This window comes from Streptomyces sp. NPDC031111, assembly GCF_055570675.1.
In genome coordinates this window covers 102,926-126,103 of record NZ_JBVIGS010000006.1, presented here as the reverse complement: position 1 = coordinate 126,103, position 23,178 = coordinate 102,926, and the positions used below count along the sequence as shown (strand labels likewise).

Annotated in this window: 22 protein-coding genes and 1 tRNA gene; 13 read left to right on the top strand and 10 right to left on the bottom strand. The window is 72.6% G+C overall.

Annotated features, from left to right (window positions below):
* Positions 1-137: 137 nt before the first annotated feature.
* Positions 138-1,169, bottom strand: a complete 1,032-nt coding sequence (locus ACZ470_RS15035) for a LacI family DNA-binding transcriptional regulator (protein ID WP_468427325.1) — start codon at positions 1,167-1,169, stop codon at positions 138-140.
* 107 nt (positions 1,170-1,276) lie between these two features.
* Between ACZ470_RS15035 and ACZ470_RS15030 the strand changes: the two genes are divergently transcribed.
* From ACZ470_RS15030 to ACZ470_RS15015, 4 genes are all read left to right on the top strand, one after another.
* Positions 1,277-2,452, top strand: coding sequence for a phytanoyl-CoA dioxygenase family protein (locus ACZ470_RS15030; RefSeq protein WP_468427324.1), 1,176 nt, complete (start codon positions 1,277-1,279; stop codon positions 2,450-2,452).
* A gap of 18 nt (positions 2,453-2,470) precedes the next feature.
* On the top strand, positions 2,471-3,247 hold the full coding sequence (locus tag ACZ470_RS15025) for an SDR family oxidoreductase (protein WP_468427323.1): 777 nt from the start codon (positions 2,471-2,473) through the stop codon (positions 3,245-3,247).
* Between the two features lie 63 nt (positions 3,248-3,310).
* Positions 3,311-4,315: a Gfo/Idh/MocA family protein gene (locus ACZ470_RS15020; RefSeq protein ID WP_468427322.1), complete on the top strand. Its 1,005-nt coding sequence runs from the start codon at positions 3,311-3,313 to the stop codon at positions 4,313-4,315.
* Complete coding sequence (locus ACZ470_RS15015; RefSeq protein WP_468427321.1) at positions 4,312-5,328, top strand: Gfo/Idh/MocA family protein; 1,017 nt, start codon at positions 4,312-4,314, stop codon at positions 5,326-5,328. Before ACZ470_RS15020 ends, ACZ470_RS15015 begins: the two co-directional genes overlap by 4 nt.
* 125 nt (positions 5,329-5,453) lie before the next feature.
* Here ACZ470_RS15015 and ACZ470_RS15010 read toward each other — a convergent pair whose 3' ends face one another.
* Genes ACZ470_RS15010 through ACZ470_RS14990 form a run of 5 tightly spaced genes read right to left on the bottom strand, consistent with a single transcriptional unit; the run spans position 5,454 to position 10,361 of the window.
* Positions 5,454-6,473 carry a Gfo/Idh/MocA family protein gene (locus tag ACZ470_RS15010; RefSeq protein WP_468427605.1) on the bottom strand — a complete coding sequence of 340 codons (1,020 nt, stop codon included), beginning with the start codon at positions 6,471-6,473 and terminating at the stop codon, positions 5,454-5,456.
* A 1-nt stretch (position 6,474) separates the two neighbouring features.
* On the bottom strand, positions 6,475-7,377 hold the full coding sequence (locus ACZ470_RS15005; RefSeq protein ID WP_468427320.1) for a sugar phosphate isomerase/epimerase family protein: 903 nt from the start codon (positions 7,375-7,377) through the stop codon (positions 6,475-6,477).
* A 1-nt stretch (position 7,378) separates the two neighbouring features.
* Complete coding sequence (locus ACZ470_RS15000; RefSeq protein ID WP_468427319.1) at positions 7,379-8,260, bottom strand: ATP-binding cassette domain-containing protein; 882 nt, start codon at positions 8,258-8,260, stop codon at positions 7,379-7,381.
* A 5-nt stretch (positions 8,261-8,265) separates the two neighbouring features.
* Positions 8,266-9,342, bottom strand: a complete 1,077-nt coding sequence (locus tag ACZ470_RS14995; protein ID WP_468427318.1) for an ABC transporter permease — start codon at positions 9,340-9,342, stop codon at positions 8,266-8,268.
* Positions 9,342-10,361: a sugar ABC transporter substrate-binding protein gene (locus tag ACZ470_RS14990; RefSeq protein WP_468427317.1), complete on the bottom strand. Its 1,020-nt coding sequence runs from the start codon at positions 10,359-10,361 to the stop codon at positions 9,342-9,344. Before ACZ470_RS14990 ends, ACZ470_RS14995 begins: the two co-directional genes overlap by 1 nt.
* Positions 10,362-10,677: 316 nt before the next feature.
* On the opposite strand from ACZ470_RS14990, the gene iolC reads away from it, so the two are divergent.
* Genes iolC through ACZ470_RS14965 form a run of 5 tightly spaced genes read left to right on the top strand, consistent with a single transcriptional unit; the run spans position 10,678 to position 16,177 of the window.
* Positions 10,678-11,670: a 5-dehydro-2-deoxygluconokinase gene (gene iolC, locus ACZ470_RS14985; protein ID WP_468427316.1), complete on the top strand. Its 993-nt coding sequence runs from the start codon at positions 10,678-10,680 to the stop codon at positions 11,668-11,670.
* A 13-nt stretch (positions 11,671-11,683) separates the two neighbouring features.
* Complete coding sequence (locus ACZ470_RS14980; protein WP_468427315.1) at positions 11,684-12,559, top strand: Cgl0159 family (beta/alpha)8-fold protein; 876 nt, start codon at positions 11,684-11,686, stop codon at positions 12,557-12,559.
* 28 nt (positions 12,560-12,587) lie between these two features.
* Complete coding sequence (gene iolB / locus ACZ470_RS14975; protein ID WP_468427314.1) at positions 12,588-13,481, top strand: 5-deoxy-glucuronate isomerase; 894 nt, start codon at positions 12,588-12,590, stop codon at positions 13,479-13,481.
* On the top strand, positions 13,478-15,349 hold the full coding sequence (gene iolD / locus ACZ470_RS14970) for a 3D-(3,5/4)-trihydroxycyclohexane-1,2-dione acylhydrolase (decyclizing) (RefSeq protein WP_468427313.1): 1,872 nt from the start codon (positions 13,478-13,480) through the stop codon (positions 15,347-15,349). Before iolB ends, iolD begins: the two co-directional genes overlap by 4 nt.
* A gap of 42 nt (positions 15,350-15,391) precedes the next feature.
* Positions 15,392-16,177 (top strand): GntR family transcriptional regulator, encoded by a 786-nt coding sequence (locus ACZ470_RS14965; RefSeq protein ID WP_468427312.1) that lies wholly within the window; start codon positions 15,392-15,394, stop codon positions 16,175-16,177.
* A gap of 17 nt (positions 16,178-16,194) precedes the next feature.
* Here ACZ470_RS14965 and ACZ470_RS14960 read toward each other — a convergent pair whose 3' ends face one another.
* Positions 16,195-17,175: an aldo/keto reductase gene (locus tag ACZ470_RS14960; protein WP_468427311.1), complete on the bottom strand. Its 981-nt coding sequence runs from the start codon at positions 17,173-17,175 to the stop codon at positions 16,195-16,197.
* Positions 17,176-17,325: 150 nt separating this feature from the next.
* On the opposite strand from ACZ470_RS14960, the gene ACZ470_RS14955 reads away from it, so the two are divergent.
* Positions 17,326-18,339, top strand: a complete 1,014-nt coding sequence (locus ACZ470_RS14955) for an endonuclease/exonuclease/phosphatase family protein (RefSeq protein ID WP_468427310.1) — start codon at positions 17,326-17,328, stop codon at positions 18,337-18,339.
* 70 nt (positions 18,340-18,409) lie between these two features.
* Here ACZ470_RS14955 and ACZ470_RS14950 read toward each other — a convergent pair.
* Positions 18,410-18,483 (bottom strand) — tRNA-Pro (locus ACZ470_RS14950).
* A gap of 100 nt (positions 18,484-18,583) precedes the next feature.
* On the opposite strand from ACZ470_RS14950, the gene ACZ470_RS14945 reads away from it, so the two are divergent.
* Positions 18,584-19,111, top strand: coding sequence for a DUF309 domain-containing protein (locus ACZ470_RS14945; RefSeq protein ID WP_468427309.1), 528 nt, complete (start codon positions 18,584-18,586; stop codon positions 19,109-19,111).
* Positions 19,112-19,166: 55 nt separating this feature from the next.
* Positions 19,167-19,940 carry a precorrin-6A synthase (deacetylating) gene (cobF, locus tag ACZ470_RS14940; protein ID WP_468427308.1) on the top strand — a complete coding sequence of 258 codons (774 nt, stop codon included), beginning with the start codon at positions 19,167-19,169 and terminating at the stop codon, positions 19,938-19,940.
* 104 nt (positions 19,941-20,044) lie between these two features.
* On the opposite strand, the gene ACZ470_RS14935 is transcribed toward cobF, so the two are convergent.
* Complete coding sequence (locus tag ACZ470_RS14935; RefSeq protein WP_468427307.1) at positions 20,045-20,794, bottom strand: cobalt-precorrin-6A reductase; 750 nt, start codon at positions 20,792-20,794, stop codon at positions 20,045-20,047.
* Positions 20,795-20,915: 121 nt separating this feature from the next.
* Here ACZ470_RS14935 and ACZ470_RS14930 point away from each other — a divergent pair, with 121 nt between their 5' ends.
* Complete coding sequence (locus ACZ470_RS14930; RefSeq protein ID WP_468427306.1) at positions 20,916-22,388, top strand: diacylglycerol/lipid kinase family protein; 1,473 nt, start codon at positions 20,916-20,918, stop codon at positions 22,386-22,388.
* On the opposite strand, the gene ACZ470_RS14925 is transcribed toward ACZ470_RS14930, so the two are convergent.
* A complete protein-coding gene (locus ACZ470_RS14925; RefSeq protein ID WP_468427305.1) occupies positions 22,374-23,147 on the bottom strand; it encodes a sulfite exporter TauE/SafE family protein in 774 nt (257 codons plus the stop codon). The genes ACZ470_RS14930 and ACZ470_RS14925 overlap by 15 nt on opposite strands.
* Positions 23,148-23,178: the final 31 nt, after the last annotated feature.

Here is a 23,178-nt window from a genome sequence, read left to right as displayed (position 1 = left end):
TTTCCCCTCCCCTTCCGCCCCTTCCCTCCCCTTCCTGGGGGTCCCCCCCCCCAGACCCCCTTCGCGCATTTCCCCGCGCCCCTGAAGGGGCGCGGGGAACTGCGCGAGCAACCCCCACCCACCCGCGCGACCCTTGGTCACCCCGGCGCCGTCGGCGGCATGTTGTACGGGGTCACCACCTGGATCGCGGACGGCAGGGTGGGCCCCGCGGCCGGCAGCGCGCCGTGCGCCCGCATCACCACATGGCACGCCTCACGCATGTCGTGACGCAGATCGTGGTGCAGCACCGCGGACAACCGGTGCTCCCGCAGCAGCCGCGTGTTGTCGTGGTCCAGATCGTGCGCGACGAACACCACGCACTCGCGCCCCGCGTCCTCGAAGGCACGCAGGGTCGCGATGTTGCCGCCGCCGATCGAGTAGACCGCGCGGATCTCCGGATCGCGTTCCAGAGCCGCCCGGACCAGGTCGTACTGGGTGGCGTCCAGGCCCTGCCCCTCGGCGATCTCGACGAGGGCGCGCGCGGGCTGCCGGGCGCGCATGGTGGCGCGGAAACCCATCTCGCGCTCCTCCTCGTTGCGGAAGAAGCCGCTGGAGAGGCTGGTGAGCACATTGCCGGGGCGGTCGCCCAGCCACTGCCCCATGAGGTAGGCCGCGGTGGCGCCCGCCGCGCGGTTGTCGCTGCCGACGTGGCCGACCCGGGCGCTGGTCGGCAGGTCCGTCACCAGGGTCACCACGGGGACGCCGGACGCCGCGAGCCGGCCGACGGCGGCGGTGATCTCGGGGACGTCCGGCGCCTTGAGGATCACGCCCTGGGAGCCGCGCCGCCCGATCCGGTCGAGGAGCGCGGCCAGGTCCCCCGCCGGGCCCGTCTCGCGGAAGTGGAAGCGGGAGCGGACCACCGCCGGGTGCAGGGAGGGCAGTTCGGCCTCCAGGGCGGCGCGGACGGCGGTCGAGAACCGCTCCGGCGACTGCATCACGATGTCGACCATGAACGTCCGGCCGACGAGCCGCACCTGGGTGCGTTGCCGGTCCAGGTCGGATATCGCCCGGTGCACCTCCCGCGCGGTGCTCTCCCGCACTCCGCCCCGGCCGTTGAGGACCCGGTCCACCGTGGCCTCGCTCAACCCTGCCTGACGTGCGATTTCCCGGATCGGGAAGGGGTGGCCCACAACGGCTCCTGAGGGGTTTTTGATGGCTTCCTGCTGGTTGTTCGAAGGGTTTGTACTGACAAGAATGACATCAGCCGCGTCGCTCCGTGACCCGAAGGGACGGCCCCATGTCCGCATCCACCCACCAGCAGGTTCCCGCGCCGGCCGCCCGGCTGTCCGAGCGGGACTGCGACCTGGACGCCTTCCGCGCGCTGGTCGAGCAGCCGACGGACGCCGCCGCATACCCGCACGCCGCCGGCGTCGAGCGGAACGTCCTGCTGTACGACGCGGACCGGCTCGCCCTCGCCGACCGCCGTGCCGTACAGGCCGAGCTGGTGCGCGCCCTCGCGGACGGCCCCGGCATCGTGGTGGTCCGCGGTGCCTTCCCGGACCCGGCCGTGGTGGACCGGACCACGGCCGTGTTCGACGCCCTGATCGCCGAACAGCGCGCCTCGGGCGCCACCGCCGGCGACCACTTCGCCAAGCCGGGCGCCAACGACCGGGTGTGGAACGCCCTGGAGAAGGCGGCCCTGTACGACCCCGAGGCGTTCGCCGAGTACTACGCCAACGAGGTGATCGCCCTGGTCTCCTCGGCCTGGCTCGGGCCCGGCTACCAGGTCACCTCCCAGGTCAACGTGGTCAACCCGGGCGGCGCGGCACAGACCGTGCACCGCGACTACCACCTCGGCTTCCTCTCCAACGAGGTCGCCGCCCGCTACCCGGCGCACGTGCACCGCCTCTCCCCCGTGCTCACCCTCCAGGGCGCGGTGGCGCACTGCGACATGCCCGTCGAGTCCGGGCCCACGCTGTACCTCCCGCACTCGCAGAAGTACGAGCCGGGGTATCTCGCCTGGCGGCTCCCGGAGTTCCGGGCGTACTTCGAGGAACACCACGTCCAGCTCCCCCTGGCCAAGGGCGACGCGGTGTTCTTCAACCCCGCGCTGTTCCACGCCGCCGGAGCCAACCGCTCGGCGGACATCCGGCGCATGGCCAATCTGCTCCAGGTGTCCTCCGCGTTCGGGCGGGCGATGGAGACGGTGGACCGGGAGGCCGTGACGGGCGCCGTCTATCCGGTGCTCCTCAGGCGCCAGGCGGAGGGCGCCGGCGAGCGCTGGCTGGAGAACGTGATCGCGGCGAGCGCCGAGGGGTACCCCTTCCCCACCAACCTGGACAGCGACCCGCCGGTCGACGGCCTCGCCCCGCCCTCGCAGGCCGATGTCGTGCGCCGGGCGCTGCGCGAGGGATGGACCGCGCGGACGCTGCGGAACGAACTGCGGGCCGGCGCCAAGCGGCGCGAGAGCTGAAAGGAACCGGACACCGTCATGGGACTTCTCGACGACAGGATCGTCCTGGTCAACGGCGGCAGCCAGGGCGTCGGTGCCGCCGTCGCCCGGGCCGCGGTACGCGAGGGCGCGGTCGTGGCCGTCAGCGGACGGCGCCCGGAGCCCGGTGAGGCGCTGGTCGCCGAACTGGCCGCGGCGGGCGGCAAGGCGATGTTCGTCCGCGCCGACCTGGCGGACGCCGAGCAGGCCAAGGCCTGTGTCGCGCGGGTGGTGGAGGCGTACGGCAGGGTCGACTGCCTGGTGAACTCCGCGGGCCTGACCTCGCGCGGGACACTGCTGGACACCACACCGGAGCTGTTCGACCAGCACATCGCGATCAACCTCAAGGGGCCCTTCTTCGCCATGCAGGCCGCCGTCGCCGACATGGTGCGGCGCGCCGCGCCCGGCACGGTCGTCAACGTCATCACGTCGTCCGCGCACGGCGGGCAGCCGTTCCTGGCGCCGTACGTCGCCGCGAAGGCCGGGCTCGTCGGGCTGACCCGGAACGCGGCGCACGCCCACCGCTGGGACCGGATCCGGATCAACGGCCTGAACATCGGCTGGACCGCCACCGAGGGCGAGGACGCCACCCAGCGCGCCTTTCACGGCGCCGGGGACGACTGGCGCGAACAGGCCGCCGCGCGGCTGCCGATGGGCAGGCTCGGCCAACCGGACGAGATCGCCGACTTCGTGGTCCTGCTGCTCTCCGACCGCTCCGGGGTGGTCACCGGCTCCGTGATCGACTGGGACCAGAACGTCCTCGGCGGCCTCGACTGACCTCCCCGTCCCCCGCTCGTACGCACCACCACGCACCACCACGCACCCAAGGAGCACCGCCCCATGCGCATCGGAATCCTCGGCCTCGGCCGCATCGGCGCCTTCCACGCCGAGACCCTGTCGGGGCTCGACGCCGTCGGGTCCCTCGTCGTCTCGGACCCGTTCACGGACGCCGCGAAGGCCGCCGCCGAGCGGTTCGGCGCGGAGATCGCGGACTCCCCCGAGGCCGTGCTCGCGGCCGGGGTGGACGGCGTGGTCGTCGCCGCGGCGACCGACGCCCACCCGGCGCTGATCCTCGCCTGTGTGGAGGCGGGCGTCCCCGTCTTCTGCGAGAAGCCCGTGGCCCGCACCATGGCCGAGGGGGTGGCGGTGCTGAAGGCCGTCGGGGGCCGGGACGTGCCGGTCCAGATCGGCTTCAACCGCCGCTTCGACGCCGGGTTCGTGGCCGCGCGGGCGGCCGTGCGCTCCGGCGAGCTGGGCACGCTGCACACCGTGCGCTCGACGACGCTGGACCCGGCGCCGCCGCCGGCCGCGTACGTCGCCGCGTCCGGGGGCATCTTCCGGGACTGCTCGGTGCACGACTTCGACATCATCCGCTGGGTGACCGGCCGCGAGGTGACCGAGGTGTACGCGGCCGGCGGCAACCGGGGCGCCGACTACATCAGGGAGGCGGGCGACGCCGACACCACCGGCGCCGTCCTCACGCTGGACGACGGCACCCTCGCGGTCGTCTCCAACAGCCGGCACAACGGCCGGGGCCACGACGTCCGCATGGAGATCCACGGTTTCGCGGACTCCGTCGCGGTGGGCCTGGAGGACAAGCTGCCGCTGCGGTCGGTGGAGCCGGGCGCGACCTTCCCGGCGGGCACCCCGCACGACTTCTTCATGGACCGCTTCGCCGCCGCCTACCGCGCCGAACTGACCGCCTTCACCGAGGTCGTGGCCGGGACCCGGCCCTCGCCGTGCACGATCGAGGACGCCCTGGAGGCCGGCTGGATCGCCGAGGCGTGCACACTGTCGCTGCACGAGCACCGTCCCGTCACCCTGGAGGAGGTACGGCAGGCATGAGCGGACCCGGCCGGGAACCCCTGCGCATCGGAATTCTGGGCGCCGCGCGGATCACCGAGCGTTCCCTCGTCGCCCCGGCCCGGGCGACCGGCCACCGCCTGGTCGCGGTGGCCGCCCGCGACCGCGCCCGCGCGGAGGCGTTCGCCGCTGCCCACGGTGTGGAGCGGACCCTCGGCTCGTACGCCGAGCTGCTCGCGGATCCCGAGGTGGACGTCGTCTACAACCCCCTCGCCAACGGCCTGCACGGCCCGTGGAACCTCGCGGCGCTGGCGGCCGGCAAGCACGTCCTGACGGAGAAGCCGTCGGCGAGCAACGCGGCGGAGGCGGAGGACGTGCGGGAGGCGGCCGAGAAGTCCGGCGGCGTCTTCATGGAGGCCTTCCACTACCTCTTCCACCCGGTCACCCGGCGGCTGCACGAGCTGCTGTCCTCGGGTGAGCTCGGCGAACTCCGCCATGCGGAGGCGATGGTGGCGATCCCCGCCCCGGAGGATTCCGACCCCCGCTGGTCGCTCTCCCTGGCCGGGGGCGCTCTGATGGACCTGGGCTGCTACAGCCTGCACGCGCTGCGCGTGCTCGCCCCCTGGGCCAGCGGCGCTCCCCGCCTGCGGGCGGCCAGGGCGGGGGAACGCGCGGGCGCGCCGGGCGTCGACGAGTGGCTGGACGCCGACCTGGAGTACCCGGGCGGCGCGACCGGCACCGCCCGCTGCCACATGGCGTACGACCGGCTGGAGATGAGCATCCGGGTCGTCGGCAGTCGGGGTGAGGCGACGGCCCCCAACTTCGTGCTTCCGCAGCGGGACGACCGTGTCGTCGTCCGCACGCCGGACGGCGAACGCACGGAACGCCTCGGCACGCGGTCGTCGTACACGTACCAGCTGGAGGCGTTCGCCGCCCGGGTGCGCGCCGGTACGGCGCTTCCTTTGGACGCGGATGACGCGGTGACGACTATGCGGTTGATCGACGCGTGCTACGAGGCGGCGGGGCTGGCCCCACGGCCCCGTAGCACGGCCTGACGACGTACAGCTGTCCCTCGTTGAACGGTGGCCCGCGTCGTTGGCTGTGCCCACCCTCCCCCACTCTCGGCTTCGCTCGAGCGGGGGGACCCCCATCGCCCTGCGGAACGACTGCCCACAGCGCCTCACTGGTACAGCGCGGGTTTTCCCACCAAATCGACCTCCACCCGGCCGCCTTCCTCCAGCGCCCGCACCCCCGCCTCGCAGACGGCCGCGGCGGCGTAGCCGTCCCACGTGCTGGGGCCGGTGATCCCGCCGCGGCGGGTGGTGTCGACCCAGGCCTGGATCTCGTCGTCGTAGGCCTGGGCGAAGCGTTCGGTCCAGTCCTGGGTGATGGTGCCGCCCCAGCGGCCGGCCATGTTGGTGACCAGGGCGTGGCCGTCGCCGACGCGGGCGGTGCCGCGTTCGCAGACGGCCTCGGCCTGCACCTGGTAGCCGAAGCCGCAGTTGACGAAGATCTCGACGTCGGAGAGCGCGCCGCCGTCGGTCTCCAGGACGACGAACTGCGGGTCGCGCAGCCCCTCGGGGGCACCGGCCGACGGCGTGGGGCGCAGCACCGTCACGGCGGTGATCTCGTGGCCGAGCAGCCAGCGGGTGGCGTCCACCTCGTGGGCGACGGAGTCGCTGATCAGCATGGAGCTGGTGAAGAAGGGCGGGCTGGCCACGTTGCGGTGGCGGTTGTGCAGCATCAGCGGGCGGCCCAGCTGACCGCTCTCCAGCAGGGCCTTGAGCCGCACGTACTCGGTGTCGTAGCGGCGCATGAAGCCGACCTGGACGCGGCGGTGGCCGAGTGCCTGTTCCGCTTCGAGGACGCGCAGCGCGGAGGCCGCGTCGGGGGTGAGCGGCTTCTCGCACAGGACGGGCAGATCGTGCTCGAACGCGGTGAGCAGGGCGGCCTCGTGGGCGGGCCCGGAGGAGGCGATGAGTACGGCGTCGACGTCGGCCGCCGCCATCGCGGCGGCCGGGTCGGTGTGGACCGCGCAGCCGTCGATGCCCGCGGCGACGGCCTTGGCCCGTTCGGCGTCGATGTCCACGACGGCGGCCACCCGCGCGCCGCTGACGACCCGGTCGATGCGGCGTACGTGGTCCGCGCCCATGCGGCCGGCACCGATGACGGCGATGCCGAGCGGTTCGCGCCGGTTCATCTCAGGCACCGCAGGAGCGGAGGAACTTGCGGGTGCGTACGGCGATCGGCAGCGGCTTGTCCGGCTCGCACGGGTACATGTCCTGCTCGACGATGGCGAAGAGGTCCACGCCCAGTTTCTGGGCGGCGGTGAGGACCGGACCCAGCTCGGGGACTCCGGCGGGCGGTTCGCACATGACCCCGCGCTGGACGGCGGGTCCGAACGGGATCTCGTTCTTGACGACGTCGGCGAGGATCTCCGGGTCCACCTGCTTGAGGTGCAGATAGCCGATGCGTTCGCCGTAGGTCTCGATCAGCTTGACGCTGTCGCCGCCGCAGTAGGCGTAGTGGCCGGTGTCCAGGCAGAGGTTGACCAGGCCGGAGTCGGTCGAGTCGAGGAAGCGTTCGACGTGCTCCTCGGTGTCGATGTGGGTGTCGGCGTGCGGGTGGACGACGATGTCGAGCCCGTACGTCTCCCTCACCTCGCGGCCGAGGCGTTCCATGCCCTTGGTGAGGTGGCCCCACTGCTCGGTGGTGAGCTCCGGGGGCTCGAGGATCTCGGCGGTCTTGTCGTCGCGCCAGAAGGACGGGATGACGACGAGGTGCTTCGCGTCCATCGCCCGGGTGAGCGCGGCGACCCGGCTGACCTGTTCCCAGGTGGCGTCCCATTCGGACGGGCCGCGGTGCAGTCCGCAGAAGATGGTGCCGGCGGAGACCTTCAGGCCCCGCCGCTCCACCTCGTCGGTGAGGCGGGCCGGGTCGGTGGGGAGATAGCCGTAGGGGCCGAGTTCGATCCAGGAGTAGCCGGCCTCGGCGACCTCGTCGAGGAAGCGCTGCCAGGGCACCTGCTGCGGGTCGTCGGGGAACCAGACGCCCCAGGAGTCGGGGGCGGAGCCGACCCGGATGCGGTCGAGCGCGACTGCCATGTCAGGACTTTCCTTCCGGAGTTGCGGCTACGGGGGCCTGGAGGTCGCCCTCCTCGGGGAGTTCCTCGGTGTCGACGCCGCGCACCTGCGCCAGCTCGTGCTTGAGGGCGGCCAGTTCGGCGCCGCCGGCCATGTGGTTGGTGAGCTCTTCGAGGCCGATCTCGCCGCGGGAGGCGGACAGTTCCATGGTGCCCAGGCGCAGCACGCTGAAGTGGTCGCCGACCATGTAGGCGTGGTGCGGGTTGTGGGTGATGAAGATGACGCCGAGGCCGCGGTCGCGGGCCATCGCGATGTACTTCAGGACCACTCCGGACTGCTTGACGCCGAGGGCGGCGGTGGGCTCGTCGAGGATGAGGACGCGGGCGCCGAAGTAGACGGCGCGGGCGATGGCGACGCACTGTCGCTGGCCGCCGGAGAGGGTGCCGATGGGCTGTTCCAGGTCGTCCAGGACGATGCCCATGTTGCGCAGTTCCTCGTCGGCCGTGCGCTTCATGCGGTCGATGTCGAGACGGCGGACGGGCCAGGGGCCCTTGGTCATCTCGGAGCCGAGGAAGAAGTTCCGCCACACCGGCATCAGCGGGACGACCGCGAGGTCCTGGTAGACGGTGGCGATGCCCTTGTCGAGGGCCTCGCGGGGGGTGGAGAAGCGCACGGGTGCGCCATCGACGAGGAATTCGCCCTCGGTGTGCTGGTGCAGCCCCGAGATGATCTTGATGAGGGTGGACTTGCCGGCGCCGTTGTCGCCGAGGACGCAGGTCACCTTGCCGGGGTGGACGGTGAGGTCGACTCCGTGCAGGGCGCGGATGTTGCCGTAGGACTTGCCGGCGGCGCGGAGTTCGACCAGGGGGCGGTCGCCGTCGGTGCCGGTGGTCTTGTCGGTCATGGGGGTCACCTCCGGGTCGCCGTGCGCTGGACCCACAGATTGATGAGGACGGCGCCGAGCAGCATCACGCCGAGGAAGGCCTTGAACCAGTCGGGGTTCCAGCCGGCGTAGACGATGCCCTGCTGCACCATGCCGAACATGAAGGCACCGAAGACCGGGCCGATCGCGGAACCGTAGCCGCCGGTCAGCAGACATCCGCCGATGACCGCCGCGGCGATGTAGATGAGCTCCTGGCCCACGCCCTCGCCGGACTGGACGGTGTTGAAGGAGAACAGGTTGTGCATGCCGACGAACCAGGCGCCGAAGCCGACCAGCATGAACAGGGAGATCTTGGTGAAGGTGACGGGGACGCCGACCGCGCGGGCGCTCTCCTTGTTGCCGCCGACCGCGAAGATCCAGTTGCCGTACCTGGTGCGCAGCAGCACCCAGGTGGCGAGGGCCGCGAAGACGATCCACCACACCACGGTGATCTTCACCTGTACGCCGCCGACGTCGAAGGAGGAGGCGAAGAGCGCCTTGGCCTGGTCGAAGCCGTCCATGTCGCTGATGTCGTCGGTGGCAACGTTGCCGGTGACCAGCTTCGTCACGGCGAGGTTGACGCCCTGGAGGATCAGGAAGGTGCCGAGCGTGACCAGGAAGCTGGGCAGACCCGTTTTGACCAGCATCCAGCCGTTGAACGCGCCGATCGCGAGGGAGACCGCGAGGGCGACGATGACGCCCATCCACACGTTCAGGGTGAGCTGGTAGCTGAGCATGCTCGCGGTCAGGGCAGACGTCACGACGGCGACACCGGCCGAGAGGTCGAACTCGCCGCCGATCATCAGCAGGGCCACGGGCAGTGCCATGATCCCGATGACCGACGACTGGTACAGGATGTTCGCCATGGAACTCGCGTCGCGCACCGGCGGCGCGGCGAACAGGAAGAACACCACGACGGCCACGGCTCCGAGGAAGACGCCGACCTCGGGCCTGGCGAGCAGGCGCCGCGCCGCCGGGCGCCGCGCGGTGCGGCCGTCGGTCTGTTTCGGGCCGGGGGCCGGCGGTGTGCTCACCGCCGGCTCAGCCTGTCGGGCCATGCTCATCACCGAGTGCCCTTCGCGGCGTACTCGGAGACCGCGTCGACGTTGGACTTGTCGACGAACGCCGGGCCGGTCAGCACCGGCTGCTCACCGCCACCGCTGTAGTTGCCGTTGTTCTTGTAGAGCCACAGACCGTCGATGGCGAGGTAGCCCTGGAGGTAGGGCTGCTGGTCCACGGCGAACTCGATGTCGCCGGCCTCGATCGCCTTGGTCAGGTCCTTGTTGAGGTCGAAGGTGGCGACCTTCGCCTTGCTGCCCGCGTCGCCCACCGACTGCACCGCGGTCGGCGCGAAGGGCGCGCCGAGGGTGACGACGTAGTCGATGGCGGAGTCCTGCTTCAGCTTGGCGGTGATGGTCGACTTCACCGACGGCATGTCGGTGCCGTTGACGTTGAGGATCTGGGTCTCGCCCTCGAAGGTCTTCTTCACCCCGTCGCACCGCTGGGTCAGGCCGACGTTGCCCTGCTCGTGGATGACGCAGACGGTGTTCTTCGCGCCGACCTCGTTGAGCTTCTTGCCGAACGCCTCGCCCGCCACCGACTCGTCCTGGCCGAAGAACTCCAGCAGGCCGAGTTCCTTCCAGTCGCTCAGCCCGGAGTTGAGGCCCACGACCGGGATGCCGGCCGCGTTGGCCTTGGCTATGACGGCCTTGAGGGCGTCCGGCTTGGCGAGGGTGACCGCGATGCCGTCGACCTTCTGGTCGATCGCGTTCTGCACGAGGTTGGCCTGGGTGCCGGCGTTCGGGTCGTTGCTGTAGATGAGGTCGACGTTGTCCTTGGCGGCCGCGGCCTCGGCGCCCTTGCGGACGATGTCCCAGAACGTGTCACCGGGCGCCTGGTGGGTGACCAGGGCGACCTTCATGCGGGGCGTGGTGGCCTTGCCCGCGGAGGCGCCGGCTCCGCCCTCCTCGGACTTCTTGCCTCCGGAACCGCTGGAGCAGCCGGCGAGGGTCAGGGCGGCTGCCGCCGCGACCGCGACGAACGGCGCGATTCTGCGGGAGCGGGTGTGAGAAGAGCGGTCCATCTGTCCTGCACCTCACTGTGCTACGCGGGGAAAGGGCGGGAGTCCGAGGATCCGGTGCCCGGAACCTCGGGAGTCCGGGGGTGTGCCGTGGAACACGGCTGTTGTGCTGGGACGCGATCCAATCCCCAGAAGCGCCCGCTGTCAATACTTTGTTAAGACATCATTTCACGAGCTAGTCCGAATGTAAGTACAAACTATTGACATCGCCGCCCTCCGAGACCTACACCTGGGAGGCGGCAGGTCCCTGGAATCACGTCCCCACCGTGGCAGGGCGCCCTGGGACCCGCATCCCCAGCAGCTCGAGGAGCGTCGCTCAATGGCCCACTCACCACAGTATTTCGACCTGATCACCATGGGTCGCATCGGGGTCGATCTTTATCCACTGGAGACCGGTGTCCCGCTGTCCCGGGTGGAGACGTTCGGGAAATTCCTGGGCGGATCGGCCGCGAATGTCGCGGTGGCGGCCGCCCGACTGGGCCGTTCCACGGCGCTGATCACCCGCACCGGTGACGACCCGTTCGGCACCTTCCTGCACGAGGCGCTGAGGGACTTCGGCGTGGACGACCGCTGGGTCACACCGGTCGCCGCGTACCCCACTCCCGTCACCTTCTGCGAGATCTTCCCGCCGGACGACTTCCCGCTCTACTTCTACCGCCGCCCCAAGGCCCCCGACCTGGAGATCCACGCCGACGAGCTGGACCTGGCCGCCGTACGCGCGGCCGGGATCTTCTGGATCACCGGCACCGGCCTGAGCGAGGAGCCGAGCCGCACCTCCACCCTCACCGCCCTGCGAGCCCGTGACAGGGCCGGAACCACCGTCTTCGACCTGGACTGGCGCCCCATGTTCTGGCGGGACCCCGAGCAGGCCCGCCCGTACTACCGCGAGGCGCTGCGCCACGCGACGGTCGCGGTCGGCAACCTGGACGAGTGCGAGGTCGCCACCGGTGTGCGCGAGCCCGAGGCCTGCGCCGAGGCGCTGCTGGCGGCCGGGGTGGAGCTGGCCGTGGTGAAGCAGGGCCCGAAGGGCGTGCTCGCCGTGCACCGCGACGGCACCCGGGCCGAGGTGCCGCCGGTGCCGGTCGAGGTGGTCAACGGCCTCGGCGCGGGCGACGCCTTCGGCGGCTCGCTCTGCCACGGTCTGCTCTCCGGCTGGGACCTGGAGCGGACCATGCGCCACGCCAACGCGGCCGGTGCCCTCGTCGCCTCGCGCCTCGCCTGTTCGTCCGCCATGCCGACCGGGCCGGAGGTAGCGGACCTCCTCGCGCGAGCCGCGTCGCCGAACGCGGCGGGCCTGCCGAGCCAGTCCTGAACGGAGCCCTTCCTTGAATCTCAGCATCCCCGACCTCACCACGGTCCGCGCCCGGAACCCGGAGGCCGTCGCCGAGGCCGCCGCCCGCCGGGCGCGCCGCCCGCTGATCGGCGACAGCGGCCGGCTGATGATCGTGGCCGCCGACCACCCCGCCCGGGGCGCGCTCGGCATCGGCGACCGCAGGCTTGCCATGGCGAACCGCGCCGACCTGCTGGAGCGTCTCTGCGTCGCGCTGTCCCGCCCGGGCGTGGACGGGGTGCTGGCCACCGCCGACATCCTGGAGGACCTGCTGCTCCTCGGGGCGCTGGAGAACAAGGTCGTCATGGGCTCGATGAACCGGGGCGGCCTGGCCGGGGCGGCCTTCGAGATGGACGACCGCTTCACCGGCCACCGGGCGGAGGACATCGCCCGGCTGGGCTTCGACGCGGGCAAGCTGCTGGTGCGCATCGACTACGACGACCCGGGTTCGCTGGCCACCATGGAGTCCGCCGCCCGCGCCGTCGACGCCATGGCGGAACGCCGGCTGCCGCTGTTCGTGGAGCCGTTCATCTCCCGCCGGGTGGACGGCCGGGTCCGCAACGACCTGTCCGCCGAGGCCGTCACCCGCTCGATAGCCATCGCCTCCGGTCTGGGCGGCACCTCCGCCTACACCTGGCTGAAACTCCCCGTCACCGACGACGTCGACGACATGCCCGAGGTCCTTCAGGCCTCGACGCTGCCCGTGGTGCTGCTCGGCGGGGAGGTAGGCGACCAGGAGGCGGCGTACGAGCGGTGGGGCAAGGCGCTGCGGCTGCCCACCGTGCAGGGGATGGTCGTCGGCCGCTCGCTGCTCTACCCGGCCGAGGGCAGTGTGGAGACGGCGGTCGACACGGCCGTCGGCCTGTTGTGAGAAGCCCGTTACGACACGGAGGCATGCCATGACGTACCACCTTCCCGCGGGCAAGGCCCTCGGCGGCCCCTACGTCGTCGACGTGACCCCGGAGACCGCCGGCTGGGGTTACTCCAGCCTGCGCGTGCTGGAGCTGCCGCCGGGCGGCGCGCACACCTTCGACGCCGGTGACAGCGAGTGGATCGTGCTGCCGCTGAGCGGCGGCTGCACGGTCACCGCCGACGACGACTTCGGCCATGACACCTTCGAACTCACCGGCCGCACCGGTGTGTTCGACGGCGTCACCGACTTCGCCTACGTCCCGCGCGACGCCCGCGCGACGGTCTCCTCGGACGGGGGCGGACGGTTCGCGCTCACCGGCGCCCGCTGCACCCGCCGGCTGCCCGCCCGCTACGGACCGGCCGCCGACGTCCCCGTGGAGCTGCGCGGCACCGGGAACTGCTCCCGGCAGGTCAACAACTTCGGGGCCGCAGGCGTCTTCGAGTGCGACAAGCTGATCGCGGTGGAGGTGCTCACCCCGGGCGGCAACTGGTCGTCCTTCCCTCCGCACAAGCACGACGAGCACCGGCCCGGCGAGGAGTCCCTGCTGGAGGAGATCTACTACTTCGAGTTCGCCGGCCACGACGGCACCCCCGGCCTGGGCTACCAGCGGGTCTCCCCGTCCGGTCCGGGCCGCGACACGGACGTCCTGGCCGAGGTGCGCGACGGCGACGTCGTCCTCATCCCGGACGGCTGGCACGGACCGTCCATGGCCGTGCCCGGCCACCACATGTACTACCTCAACGTCATGGCAGGACCCGAGGCCGAACGCGCCTGGCTGATCTGCGACCACCCCGACCACGCCTGGATCCGCGCCACCTGGCCGGACCAGGCCGTCGACCCCCGACTCCCCCTCTACACCGCACCGGAGAGGTCCGCATGAGCGCCACCACCCGCCGACTGACGACCGCCCAGGCCCTGGTGCGGTTCCTGTCCGCCCAGTACACCGAACGCGACGGCGTGCGCCGCCGGCTGATCGCGGGCACCTGGGGCATCTTCGGCCACGGCAACGTGGCCGGGATCGGGCAGGCCCTCGTCGAGCACCGCGACGTCATGCCGTTCCACCAGGGCCGCAACGAACAGGCGATGGTGCACGCCGCCGTCGGGTACGCCCGCCAGCTGAACCGGCTCTCGGCGCAGGCGGTGACGACGTCCATCGGCCCCGGCGCGACGAACATGGTCACCGGCGCGGCCCTCGCCACCATCAACCGGCTGCCGGTGCTCCTGCTCCCCGGCGACTACTTCGCCTCGCGCGCCGCCGACCCGCTGCTCCAGCAGCTCGAACACCCCGTCGAGGCCGATGTGTCGGTCAACGACACGTTCCGCCCGGTGTCGCGGTACTTCGACCGCGTGACCCGCCCCGAGGCCCTGATCCCGTCCGCCCTCAACGCCGTGCGGGTGCTCGCCGACCCGGCCGAGACCGGCGCGGTGACGCTGGCCCTCCCCCAGGACGTGCAGGCCGAGGCGTACGACTGGCCGGAGGAGTTCTTCGCCGAGCGCGTCTGGACCGTACGCCGTCCCGCCCCGGACCCGGTCGAGGTCGCGGCGGCCGTGGCGGCCGTACGGGCCGCGCGGCGCCCGCTGATCGTCGCGGGCGGCGGGGTCCACCACAGCGAGGCCGAGGAGGCGCTGAAGGCGTTCGTCGACGCCACCGGCATCCCGGTCGCCTCCACCCAGGCCGGCAAGGGCTCCCTGCGCCACGACCACCCCGCCGACCTCGGCGGCATCGGCCACACCGGCACGGCCGTCAGCGACGAACTCGCCCGCACCGCCGACCTGGTGATCGGCGTCGGCACCCGCTACTCCGACTTCACCACCGCCTCCGGCACCCTCTTCCAGAACCCGGACGTGCGCTTCCTCAACCTCAACATCACCGGTTTCGACGCGCACAAGCTGGCGGCCCGCACCCTGGTCTGCGACGCGCGGACGGGTCTGGAACGGCTCACCGGGGAACTGGCCGGGCACCGGGTGGAGGAGTCGTACGCGGCCGAGTACCGGGCCGGCAAGGAGCGCTGGGATCAGGTCGTCGAGAACTCGTACCGCGCCGACGACGACACGGCCGTACCGACGCAGACGCAGGTGCTCGGCGCGCTGGACGCGGTCGTCGGCGACGACGACGTGCTGATCAACGCGGCCGGTTCGCTCCCCGGCGACCTGCACAAGCTGTGGCGCTCGCGCAGCCCCCGCCAGTACCACCTGGAGTACGGCTACTCCTGCATGGGCTACGAGATCCCGGCCGCGCTCGGCGTGCAGCAGGCCGCTCCCGGCACCCCGGTCTGGGCGCTGGTCGGCGACGGCACCTATCTGATGATGCCGACGGAGATCGTCACCGCGGTCCAGGAGGGACTGCCGATCAAGCTGGTCCTGATCCAGAACCACGGGTACGCCTCCATCGGCGGCCTGTCGGAGTCGGTGGGCGCCGAGCGTTTCGGCACCGCCTACCGGCACCGGGCCGCCGACGGCACCTTCACCGGCGCCCCGCTGCCCGTGGACCTGGCCGCGAACGCGGCCAGCCTCGGCATGGAGGTGCTGCGCGCCAAGACCGTCCGGGAGCTGCGGAACGCGCTGGCCGAGGCCCGCGCCGCCGACCGGCCGACGTGCGTGTACGTCGAGACCGACCCCGCCCCCACCGCTCCCCCGGCCGAGGCCTGGTGGGACGTGCCGGTGGCGGAGGTGTCCGACCGCGAGGCCGCCGTACGGGCCCGCGAACGGTACGACGCCGAGGTCGCCGGCCGCCGTCGGCACCTGTAGCGACCCGTGACCCCGTTCGCGTTCTCAACTGGGAGGAACTCCATGGCGAAGACCGGTGATCCCGCACGTGCCGCGACCCGACCCGCGCTGAGCACCCTGGACTTCGCCCTGGACCGGGGCAGTCCGGTGCCGCTCTACTACCAGCTGGCGCAGCAGCTGGAGGCGGCGATAGAGCAGGGCGTCCTCGCCCCCGGCAACCTCCTGGGCAACGAGGTCGACCTGTCGGTGCGCCTCGGTCTGTCCCGCCCCACCGTCCGCCAGGCCATCCAGTCCCTCGTCGACAAGGGACTCCTGGTCCGGCGGCGCGGGGTGGGCACGCAGGTGGTGCACAGTCAGGTCCGGCGCCCCCTGGAGCTGAGCAGTCTCTACGACGACCTGGAGGCGGCCGGGCAGGGCCCTACCACCCAGGTGGTCCGCAACGAGACGGTCCCGGCGTGCGCGGACGTGGCCGCCGCCCTGGGACTGGCCGTGGGCAGCGACGTCGTCCTGCTGGAACGCCTGCGCCACACCCACGGCCAGCCGGTCGCCCTGCTGTGCAACTACCTCCCGTCGGGGCTGCTCGGCCTCGACAGCGCCCGTCTGGAGTCGACCGGCCTGTACCGGATGATGCGCTCGGCCGGCATCGTCCTGCACAGCGCCCGCCAGACCGTCGGCGCCCGGGCGGCCACCGCGGAGGAGGGCTCCCGGCTGGACGAGAAGGAGGGCGCCGCCCTGCTCACCATGCAGCGCACGGCCTACGACGACACCGGCCGGCCGGTGGAGTACGGCACCCACATCTACCGCGCGTCCCGGTACTCCTTCGACTTCCAGCTGCTGGTCAGACCGTGAGGGGCCGGGCCGGCGGGTCAGTGCGCCGCGTCCAGCCGGGCCCGCTGCTCCGGCGACAGCTCCAGGTCCACCGCGCCCAGGTTCTCCTCCAGTTGCGCCAGTGACGACACCCCGGCCAGCGGCAGGATCGGCAGCTCGTGGCCGATCTGCCAGGCCAGCACCACCTGGTTGACGGTCGCCCCGGTCTCCCGCGCGACCTCCCGCAGCACCGCGAGGCGGGCCGGGGTGCCCGGGTGGTCGTAGTCGCCGGGCAGCCGTTCGGGGCGGGTGTAGGCGCCCCTGAGCAGCGGTGAGTAGGCGACCAGGGTCAGGGTGGGCTCGGCCCGCAGATAGCCGGCCAGCTCCGGGCCGGCGTGGCCCAGGCTGCCGTCCGGGAAGAGGTCGTCCGGGACGTCGGTGCGGGGGCGCAGATGGCTGTGCTGGTACTGGAGGACCTCGTAGCCGGGCAGCCCGGCCGCCGCCGCGAGGGCGCGGGCGCGCTCCACCCGCCAGACGGCCTGGTTGCTGACGCCGAGCAGGCCCACCGTGCCCTCGGCGACCAGTTCCCCGAAGCCCTCGACCGTCTCCCGCTGGGGGACGGTGTGGTCGTCGATGTGCGCGTACAGCAGGTCCAGCCGCTCCATGCCGAGCCGTTCCCGGCTGCGCTCGGACGCCTCCCGTATCACCTTGGCGGACAGGCCCTCGGGGTTGTCGGTGTAGCTCGTGCCGGGGGCGAGCGGGCGGGCGCCGAGCTTGGTCGCGACGACGATCTCCGCGCCGATACCTCGGCTGCGGCGCCAGCGGCCGAGCAGTTCCTCGCTCTGCCCGCCCTGGCCGCCGTCGGTCCAGAAGGCGTAGTTGTCGGACGTGTCGATGAAGTTCCCGCCGGCCTCGACATAGCGGTCGAGCAGGGCGAAGGAGGTCTTCTCGTCGGTCACCGAGCCGAACAGCATGGCGCCGAGCGCGAGCACGCTCACCTCGCGGCTGTGCGGGCCGGTGCCGATGGTGCGGTACTTCATGGGTGATCCCTCCCGTTTCGTTCCCCGTTGTCGGGGCACGGCACGGGAGTCTTCCGCTTGAAGAGCGCTTCAAGTCAAGCGCCGGCCAGGGCACTTCACGGATCGGAACTGATCCACTCGGCCGTTCGTCCTGAAGGACGAGTGGAGCGGATGGGAAACCGGGTGGAACAGCGGGAGCAGGACAGCGGTGTGACTTCGGCGGGAGCGGCGGCGGTGCCCCGGCCGGGGCGGCGCTGGTGGGACCGGACGCGGGGGCGGGTGCTCGCCGGGTTCGCGGTGCTGACGGCCGGGCTGCTGGCGTTCCACCGCGCGGTGCCCAACTCGCCGGGGCACCTGGGCAGTCTGCTGGAGACGTTCCTGCCGTGGCTCGGGCCGGCGATCGTCCCGCTGCTCGGCCTGGCCCTGCTGCGCCGTTCGGCCGTCGCCCTGGTGGCCCTGCTCGCGCCGGCCGCGGCGTGGACGTACGTCTTCGGCGGGCTGCTCCTGCCCGGGGGGAAGGCGGGCCCGCACGACCTGGTCGTGGTGCAGCACAACGTCAGCGACGAGAACACCGACCCGGCGGGCACGGCCCGCGCCCTCGCCGCACCGGGACCCGATCTCCTCGCGCTGGAGGAACTGGTGCCCCCCGCGCTGTCGGTCTACGAGCGGACGCTCGCCCGGGACTACCCGTACCACGTGGTCCGGGGCACCGTCGGCCTCTGGTCGAGGCATCCGCTCACGGATGCCCGGCCCCTCGACATCAAACCGCGGGCGATCACGGAGCCGTGGAATCGCGGACTGCGGGCCGTGGTCCACACGCCGCACGGCGAGGTCGCGGCGTATGTGGCACACCTGCCGTCGGTGCGCGTGGGGGCGAGCGGTCTCGCCTCCTCCCGGCGCGACGAGAGCGCCGGGCTGCTGGGCGAGGCCGTCGCCGCCGAGCCCCTGGACCGGGTGATCCTGCTGGGCGATCTCAACGGCACGGTCGAGGACCGCGGGCTGGCCCCGCTGACCTCACGGCTGAGCGCGGCGAAGCGTGGTTTCGCCCTCAGTTTCCCCGCCGCGCTGCCGCTGACCCGGATCGACCAGGTGATGGCCCGCTCGGCGACCGTCGCCCACATCCGCACCCTGCCCGCCACCGGCAGTGACCATCTGCCGGTCGCCGCGCGGATCAGGCTGCGCTGAGGGAGCGGCGCAAGCGGAAAGGCCGTACCGGAGAGTTCCGATACGGCCCGACGACCTGCTCTGTCGCAAGTCGGGACGACAGGATTTGAACCTGCGACCCCTTGACCCCCAGTCAAGTGCGCTACCAAGCTGCGCCACGTCCCGGTGCGCTCCTGCGCGGGTGAACCGCGTAAGCGCGCGAACAGCACTTTACCTCACGCCCCGGGCCGCGCCGAAGCGGGACCGGACGCGGGACAATCGGCGTATGGGCAGCACGGAGAGCACTTCCTCGGGCCGGACGGCCGCCGCGCGGGACCGGGACACCGAGGGGCGGGCGCGCAACGCGCGGCCGCGGGACGGGCTGGGGCGTCCCCTGCCGTACGGCACGGAAGGCGTGCCCCGGCAGCCCGAGGGGGTGGTGCGGCGGCCGGAGGAGAGCGTCGCGGAGGCGCAGCGCCTGCTGGACGAGGGGAAGCCGTTCCACGCGCACGAGGTGTTCGAGGACGCCTGGAAGTCGGGGCCGGAGGAGGAGCGCGAGCTGTGGCGGGGGCTGGCCCAGCTCGCCGTGGGGCTCACCCATGCCGCGCGTGGGAACGTCACGGGCGGGGCACGGCTGCTGCGGCGCGGGGCCGGCGCGGTGGAGGCGTGGGCCGCGGGCGCGTCTCACCGGCCGCACGGGATCGATCTTCCCGGGGTGATCGGATGGGCCCGGGACCTGGCCGCCGAGGTGGAGGCGGGCGTTCCGGTGGACGCGGGGGCGCGGGCGCCCCGGCTGCGGGGGGCCGTCTCCTGACGGAGGGGTCGGGTGCGGTGCACGCGCTGTCAGTGGCGTGCGGCAGACTCGGGGCGTGCGAGAGATTCATGTCATCGGTATCGGCGCGGGCGACCCCGACCAGCTGACCCTGCAAGCGGTCAAGGCACTGCGGAGCACGGACGTGTTCTTCATCCTGGACAAGGGCGAGGCGAAGGCGGATCTGACCCGGCTGCGCCGGGACATGCTCGACGCGCACATACCGGAGGGCACCTACCGTGTCGTCGAGGCGCGGGACCCGGAGCGGGACCGTGCGGCCGGAGGGTCGGCCTACTCCCCCGCCGTCGGGGACTGGCGCAGTGCCCGCGCGGACATCTACGAGCGGCTGATCTCCGAGGAGCTGGGCGAGGACCAGACCGGGGCCTTCCTGGTGTGGGGGGATCCGGCGCTGTACGACAGCACGATCGGCATCCTCGAGGAGATTCTGGAGCGCGGCGGTGTCGCCTTCGGCTACGACGTCGTGCCGGGCATCAGCAGCGTCTCGGCGCTGGTCGCCCGGCACCGTACGGGGCTCAACCGGGTCGCCCGCCCGGTGCAGATCACCACGGGTCGGCGGCTCGCCGAGGGGTTCCCGGAGGGCGTGGACGACGTCGTGGTGATGCTGGACGCCCATCAGAGCTTCCGCGCGTACGCCGACCAGGACATGGACATCTACTGGGGCGCCTACATCGGCACGCCCGACGAGATCCTCGTCTCCGGGCCGCTCGCCGAGGCGGCTCCGCGTATCGAGCGGCTCCGGGCGGAGGCGCGCGAGCGCAAGGGCTGGATCATGGACACGTATCTGCTGCGCCGCAGACCGGCCGAGGGCTGAGCTGACGGTCCGGCCGGCCGACGACCACCCGCCGGGGCGCGGTCTGCCGCGGGCCGAGCAGCAGAGCCTGGAGCGGGCGGCCGGGCGGGGGACGAACCGCCCGGTCACGGTCGGCCGAGGGCGTCCAGCCAGTGCAGGGCCGTCGACACGTCCGGGACTGCCGTCACCCCGTCCGGCAGGGGCGGGCGGCGTACGACGACGACCGGGAGCGCGAGGTCACGCGCAGCGGTGAGCTTGGCGGAGGTGGCCGCGCCGCCGCTGTCCTTCGTCACCAGGACGTCGACGCGGTGGCCGCGCAGCAGGGCCGTCTCGTCGGCCACGGTGAAGGGGCCGCGGGCCAGCAGGACGTGCGTCTGCGGCGGCAGGGGCGGCTCGGGCGGCTCAACCGACCGGGCGAAGAAGCACAGGTCCGTCAGGTGGGCGAAGGCTCCGAGTCCGAGGCGGCCGGTGGTGAGGAGCACCCGTTGTCCGAGCCGGGGCAGCAGGTCGGCCGCCGCCTCCAGTGACGGGACCGGGTGCCAGCGGTCCCCGGGGCCAGGGCGCCAGCCGGGGCGGCGCAGCACCACCAGGGGCAGGCCGGTGGCGGCCGCGGCCCGTGCCGCGTTCGCCGTGATCGTCCGGGCGAACGGGTGCGTGGCGTCGACCACGGCGTCCACGCCCTGCTCGCGCAGCCAGTCCGCCAGTCCCTCGGCCCCGCCGAAACCGCCGACGCGCACCTCGCCGACGACCTCGCCCGGCCGTCTCACCCGTCCGGCGAGGGAGGTGGTGACCCTGGTTCCGGGGCGGTCGGCGAGCTCGGCGGCCAGTTCGCGTGCCTCGGTGGTGCCGCCGAGGACCAGCACGTGAGGGGACATGGCGCCGAGGGTACGAGGCCCGCACGGCGCGTCCGGCACCGGCCCGTCGGCCGATGATCGCCATCCGGCCGCACACACGTGCGCTCACGTCCTACGATGACGCCGGGCGACTGGAGGAGTCATGGCCGTGGACTGGAGCAGGCAGGGCTATCACGCCCAGCGGTGGGCGGCGCGGGGGGCGCTGGCCGCCGCCGCTCTCGCGGTGGCGACCCCCCTGGTGTACGGCGGGCTGCGTGGTCTGCTGCTGTTGGTGTGCGGGGCGGCGGGGCTGGGGCTCAGCGCGGCCGCCGTGTGGTGGACGCTGACCCTGCGGGGCCCGCTGCGCTGGGTGTCCGCGCTGATCGCCGTGTGCGTGCCGGCCGGTCTGATCGCCCTGTTCGCCGTGACGCTGTTCTGGGCGCTGCTGGTGTCCCTGGTCCTGTGGGGGCTGGCGGTGTGGAGCGGCAGGTTCGCGCTGCGCGGAACGGGCGGCGGGCGGGCCCCTGTGCGGGAGCGGCGGTTGCCGCCGCCCCGGAAGCCCGTCCTGATCATGAATCCGCGGTCGGGCGGCGGCAAGGTGGGCCGGTTCCGGCTGCGGGAGAAGGCGGAGCGCATGGGTGCCCGGGTGGTGCTGCTCGAACCCGGCAAGCAGCACGACGTGACCGCGCTGGCCCGGGCGGCCGTCGCGGACGGCGCCGACCTGCTGGGCGCCGCCGGGGGCGACGGGACCCAGGCGCTGGTCGCGGCCGTGGCCGCCGAGCACGACATCCCGTTCCTGGTCATCAGCGCCGGTACGCGCAACCACTTCGCCCTGGACCTGGGCCTCGACCGCGGCGACCCGGCCGCCTGCCTCGACGCGCTCACCGACGGTGTCGAGCTCCGCGTCGACCTGGGTTTCGCGGGTGACCAGCCGTTCGTGAACAACGCCTCCTTCGGCGCGTACGCGGCGATCGTGCAGAGCCCCGCGTACCGCGACGACAAGATCGGCACCAGTCTGGAGATGCTGCCCGATCTGCTCACCGGCCAGCAGGGTCCCCGGCTGGTCGCCCGCACGGGGAGCACCACGCTCATCGCCCCGCAGGCCGTCCTGGTCAGCAACAACCCCTACCGCACCGGCGACCCCTTCGGACTCGGCCGGCGCGAACGGCTCGACTCCGCCGCGCTCGGCGTCCTCGGTGTGAAGCTGGAGGGCGCCATCAGTGCCGCCGCGCTGCTGCTGAACCCGGAGCCGGGCGGGCTCACCATCGTGACCGCCACCGAGGTCGTCATCGAGGCGGACCGCGCGGAGATCGAGGCCGGGGTCGACGGGGAGGCCATGGTCCTGCCCGCCCCCGTCCACTGCCGCATCGCACCCGGCGCGCTGCGCGTCCGGGTCCCGCGCAAGCGGCCGGGCGTCGCACAGGCTCCGCCGCGCATGGACTGGCGGCGGCTGCGCAAGCTGGCGGCGACGGTGGGCCGTACCGCCGCGCCGAGCCGGCTGCACCGCCCGTACGAGGCACCCCACCCACCGCACGAGACGCACCGGTCGGCCGGACCGCACGACGGGGACGGGGCGGACCCCGGTGGCCCGGCCGGGCGGAACGAGCCGGCCGGACCCCGCTCAGGGCACCAGTAGCTGCACGCCGCCCACGACCGTCGCCGCGATCACCAGCTGCTCGAAGAGCCGCTGGTTGATCCGGTTCACGGCCCATCTGCCGAGGAACGCGCCGGGCACCACGAACAGCACGAGCACCGCGTCGAGGAGCAGCGAGTCGGCGTCGATCAGGCCGAGACCGACGCTGAAGGGCAGCTTGGAGGTGTTGACGATCAGGAAGAAGAACGCGGAGGTCCCCAGGAAGCCGAGCTTCCGGAAGCCCGCGGAGAGCAGGTACATCGACATCACCGGGCCGCCCGCGTTGGCGACCATGGTGGTGAAGCCGCCGAGGACGCCGTAGGAGCGGGCCTTGGCACGGCCGGCCCGGGTGGTGACCCCGTCGGGCTCCTCCCCCGCGCCGGCCGTCCGCCGCCGCCACACCGTCACCCCGGCCATCATCAGCAGGATCGCCCCGATCGAGATCCGTACGACCCCGTCGTCCGCCCGGGCCAGGAACAGGGTCCCGGCGACGACTCCCGCCGCCACCGCCGGGAACAGCCGCCACAGCGTCGGCCAGTGGGCGTGCCGGCGGTAGGTGAGGACGGCGAGCACGTCCCCGGCGATCAGGATGGGCAGCAGGACTCCGGCGGAGGCCCTGGCGGGCAGCACGGCTGCGAAGAGGGCGAGGCTGACCGTGTTGGCCCCGCTGACGGCCGTTTTGGAGAAGCCGACGAGCAGGGCCGCGAAGGCGAGCGCGGCGAATTCCCAGCCGTTGAGGTGCCACAGCGTCATCATGTTCATTGCGGGAACCGATGCTATGCGCAAGCAATCG